Source organism: Planktotalea sp. (assembly GCF_018607995.1).
In the GTDB taxonomy this organism is placed as follows: domain Bacteria; phylum Pseudomonadota; class Alphaproteobacteria; order Rhodobacterales; family Rhodobacteraceae; genus Planktotalea.
The window spans coordinates 1-4,382 of the sequence record NZ_JABBAL010000022.1; the positions used below are offsets into that span (position 1 = coordinate 1).

Annotated in this window: 3 protein-coding genes and 1 pseudogene; 2 read left to right on the forward strand and 2 right to left on the reverse strand. The window is 50.6% G+C overall.

Annotated features, from left to right (window positions below; genetic code table 11):
• Together QZ280_RS08550 and QZ280_RS08555 are read left to right on the forward strand one after the other, a co-directional pair.
• Window positions 1–181, forward strand: a 181-nt coding sequence (locus QZ280_RS08550) for a hypothetical protein (protein ID WP_293442641.1), incomplete at its 5' end; no start/stop codon positions are given.
• Window positions 182–589: 408 nt separating this feature from the next.
• Entirely contained in the window at window positions 590–901 is a 312-nt protein-coding gene (locus tag QZ280_RS08555) for a hypothetical protein (RefSeq protein WP_293442644.1), read from the forward strand.
• 26 nt (window positions 902–927) lie between these two features.
• Here QZ280_RS08555 and QZ280_RS08560 read toward each other — a convergent pair.
• Window positions 928–1,008: pseudogene (locus QZ280_RS08560) on the reverse strand (FAD-dependent monooxygenase); the annotation flags it as partial.
• 12 nt (window positions 1,009–1,020) lie between these two features.
• Complete coding sequence (locus QZ280_RS08565; protein ID WP_293442646.1) at window positions 1,021–4,227, reverse strand: reductive dehalogenase; 3,207 nt, start codon at window positions 4,225–4,227, stop codon at window positions 1,021–1,023.
• Window positions 4,228–4,382 lie beyond the last annotated feature (155 nt).

Consider the following 4,382-nt stretch of genomic DNA (forward strand, 5'->3'; position numbering starts at 1 on the left):
ACTCCTAAAAGTCAAAACGCTCTCTGTCTCAAACTGTATGATGACGGACAGTTGTCATTCAACTAATTTCAACGCTGAGATCAACAGCCGTGAATGCATAGGGCAATATAAAAAGGCTTACCCGGCAATACTTGTGATGGCGGGAGTACAAACATCAAAGGGTGCATATTTAGGTGGATAAAAATATTCAAAAATGCGTCAAAGCATTGAATAATAACAATATTTTAATATTAAATGGTACTCCCACACGGACTCATTCGATACCATGTCGACCACTTAAATAATTAATTGCAAAAAAATATTTAATACAGCCAAAGCAGACTAGTACCATAATTGTAAAATATTTAGTATCAAATGTAACTTCTGATTGCACATGAACTTACCTGCCTCTCCCCCCTGCCCTTCACCATCGAGTTATTATCAAATCTTGTTACCTAACTGACAGGTTTTCACAAGCATGCTTGGCCTCGCTCGGCCATGGGTAAGGTATTGTGGGTGTTAAGTTTAGAAGTTCTTCGACTTCAGTTGTTGACGCACTGATTAGTCTAATGGTTATTATGCGTACAAATCAAACATTAGGCCACAAGACATGAACATAGTCATCAAGATGATCCTTGTGGCGTTAGCCGCCGTATTTCCCAAGTTCAAAAAAGGCTACGGAATGTTCCTGATCATTCTCATGTCATTCATCTCTATGTTATTTTTTATTGGCGCAGCTTTAGACCAAAGCGCAGATCAACCTGATTGGGTAGTACGTAATATGAGATTTTTTGGCGTTGGTGCCTTAGTTGTAGGATGGGTCTTGGGAATAGCCCTCATGCGCCAGGCTGCAAGACACGAGGCTATTTTGAAGGCCGACTTAGATGAGTACGAACGCAAGAGAGGCTCTGAGAGCACTTGAAAATGTGTCATTTGTGAGAAGAACATCTCAATGCCGCGAGTGTGCAAAAGCTGAGAAAGCAACAGACCAGAAGGACCACCGCGAACGATACAGACTTGAGTTTTCATGAAGCGCTTTCATTACAGCTCAATAACGATGTGGCCGTCCGCATCTGCAGCGCGGGATTGGCAGGTGATGATTTCTGTTTCGCGTTGTTTGTTGGAGAGCACAAAGTCGCGGTGTTCTACGTCTCCCTCTTTCAACCCACATTTGCACACGCCGCAGATACCGTCAGAGCATTTGATATCAACAGGGATGCTATTTGCTACGAGCACATCAGCGAGCGTTTCTTCAGCGCTGACGCTTAGCTCTTTACCTGATTTCGCCAGCGTCACAGTGAAGGCGTGGTTCACATAGTCAGGTTGTACCGGGACAGAGAAGTATTCCAGATGCCGCGCTTCTTCGGGGAAGCCTTGGCGCGCAGCCGCTTGCACAACGCCTTCCATGTAGCGATCTGGCCCGCATGTGTAGACATTCCAGCCGTCTTCGTAGCCCTTTAAAAGCGTGTCAAGATCCGCGCGCATTCCTTGATCGGAGAAATGGAACGCTACGTGCTTCGCCCAAGGCATCGCTTTGAGATCATCAATGTATCCCGCGCCAGCCATTTTGCTTGCGGAGTAATGTAACTCAAACGGTTTGCCCAAAGCGTGCAGACGATGTGCAAAAGCGATCATTGGAGTGATGCCGATACCGCCTCCCATCAAGAAAGTTTTGCTTGCTTCTTCCACCAGATCAAAATGATTGATCGGTTTGGATATGAAGATACGGCGGCCCTCATTGAAAATGCGGTGTATCATTTGTGAACCACCGCGCCCTTCGTCCTCGCGCAAAACGCCTATCTGATACTTGGACGTATCTGCCGGATCACCGGACATGGAATATTGTCGCAGGAAATCAGGAGTGACGACCACATCGAGATGCCCGCCAGCGGTCCAGTCGGGCAGCTTGGATCCGTCCCAAGCAGTGAACTCGTACTTGGTTACATCAGATGTCATTGCTTCTGCTTTGCTGACCCGCGCCATGATGACAGGGGCATCTGTGAAGTCAGGGCGCTCATGGGCAAGGCCATGCGTTTCGCCGCGCGCCAAACGCTCTTTATACTCGTCCGAGCTGATCATGTCTTGGTACGCTTTAATGCCCGCTTCGCGATCCATCGGGAACGGGTAGGGATAGGGCCAAGGCGCGAGGTTGGCGGGATAAACGGCAAGCGTTTGATCTTCAAAATTCAGATCTAGCCCGGGATCAATGTCGCGGCGATTGACCGGAGCAGCAGGTTCTTTATAGCCGCCATCTTCTTTCAGTTCGAGGTCCCACCACCATTTTTTGACGTCATTCACACCGCCATTGCCGAGCGTATCATCAAGCTTGGCCAAAACAGGTGCGGCCTTTGGCATATTCATCGCGGCCCAGTGGAATGGTTTTTCCTTGAAGATACCCTCAAGGTTCCAAGGGCAGGTTTTCATGCAGCGCCCGCACATGGCACCGCCTTCGGTAGTAATGCGATAGGTGGTGCATTTCTGGCTATCGGATTTCCAAATCTCATAGCCGTTGAACATGCGTTTTGGCCCCGCGGTAATCGCGCCAGAGGGACATTCACGCGCGCATTTGTTGCAGCTCTTGCAAAAGCTTTGCAGCCCGAAGTCGATTGGCTTGTCGTGCGCAAGCGGCATGTCCGTCGTTACAGCGCCGGATTTGAGACGAGGGCCAAGTAACGGGTTGAGGATCACTTCGCCAATGCGGCTGACTTCGCCCAGACCACTTAGAAGTAAGAGCGGTGGTTGAAGCACTTCGCCGTCCATGACCGTGTGCGCCTTGGCCTTGTAGCCCAGGTTGCGTATCTGTTTGGCAATGACCCCGCCCAAAAGAGAGAACCGCAGATAAGCCCGCATGGATTGAGCCACAGCGATCCAGTCGTCGCCAGATGCGCCCTCCATTGTCTCGTAGCCCTGATCAATAATCATACTAATCGCATTGTTGTGGGGGGGATCAATCGGCGCACCCGTGGCGTCATGGCTGTACCAAGTCCAATCAGGGCAACGACTGATCCCGATGGCATCTACGCCCAAGAAATAACTAGCGGCTTTAACGTTTTGGGCGTTGCGTTCTGCCTCTGTGGGCTTGAGAGCAGGCGTCTCACTCTCCCCGTCTTGCAGCAAAACAAAAGCCCCCAAAACGCGCCGTTGCGAGAAAGAATGCGCACTTTTTCGCGCGTACCAGCCGCCCGAAGCCGCTTCTTGCTGTTTCTTTCCCAGATCCCCAAATTGTGAGCGCGCGAACATATCGGCACGTTTTGGAACACGTGCAACGCGCTCTTCGTCAATATAAGTTGTCGGCGTGTCCACTCGTTTGAGTTTCTCAAACGGATGCGCTCCGTCTACATAATTGCGCTTGCGGTAGGGATCACGGTTCAGAGCGCTTTTCGACGTTCCTTTGCCAACCCACCAAGCCGGGTTATTGGGCTGATCGCCCCAAGGCGCGAGCGGTGTGTCGACTGCCATTTCAAAATTGGTTGTGACCACGGCGAGCCCAAAGTTTTCTCCAAGATATGGCGCAAAAAGGCGACCCTTTTCGAGCGAAGCAAGACCAGACGCGATAGCCAGCTGGTTCAAATCAACATCTGAAGACGTTGCCGTGTGCGCACGTGCGGAAAACCCCAAAAGGTGCAGGTATTCCGCAAGAATGACAGCGGTTTCAGTTGCCCGAAGCGCAGCGCGATGGTCTTGCGTTCCCATGATCCATTCCGCGCCAGGCTCATGCGCTTTAGGGTCGCGATGATGCTCAAGCAAAAGAACAATGGCATGTGTGTGATGATCAATCGCTTCCAGGGGCGCTTCGATCGACTCCTTCAATGCTGCCATGATTTGATCAATGCCAGAGGCAAGCGTCTTGGTCTGCTTGGTGCGAATATCGTTGGCGAGACGGTCTATGTCTGAATTGCGCGTCGGGGCAGTCAAATGAGCGCTTTTAGGAAGCGCACAAATTCCGATCATCGAGGTGTCTTGGAAATATCCAAACGCCTTCATGTGATTGGCGCGCTCTTGCGGATCACTTGGTGCCGTCGCAGGCGTCGGGTTAACCGCGCCATCACGGATCGCATCCATCATCGCCTGATACTCACCCATTGCGTTGACCAGTGAATGCGGCGTGTCCAGATCATGAAACTCAATCTGCTTTGACGCTGGAACGCTGCTTAGATCGGGCATGTTCGAGGTGCGCTTCAAACGCTCAAGCGGATAAGGCCCCATATGAAAGGGACGATCTTTCGTCGAGAAAAAACGCATGCCCATCGTGGTAGTCTCCTAAATCAAGATATGCCCAGAAGGCCAAGAATATGGTGCAAACCTGACCAAGTAATTATGCCTGACAACACTGTTGTGATCATCGCTGGTGTCCGTCATCATACAGTTTGAGACAGAGAGCGTTTTGACTTTTAGGAGTCACC

Bases quoted from the DNA above. Each gene is read 5' to 3' on its own strand.
- QZ280_RS08555 (WP_293442644.1), top strand. From the start codon at position 590: ATGAACATAGTCATCAAGATGATCCTTGTGGCGTTAGCCGCCGTATTT.
- QZ280_RS08565 (WP_293442646.1), bottom strand. From the start codon at position 4,227: ATGGGCATGCGTTTTTTCTCGACGAAAGATCGTCCCTTTCATATGGGG.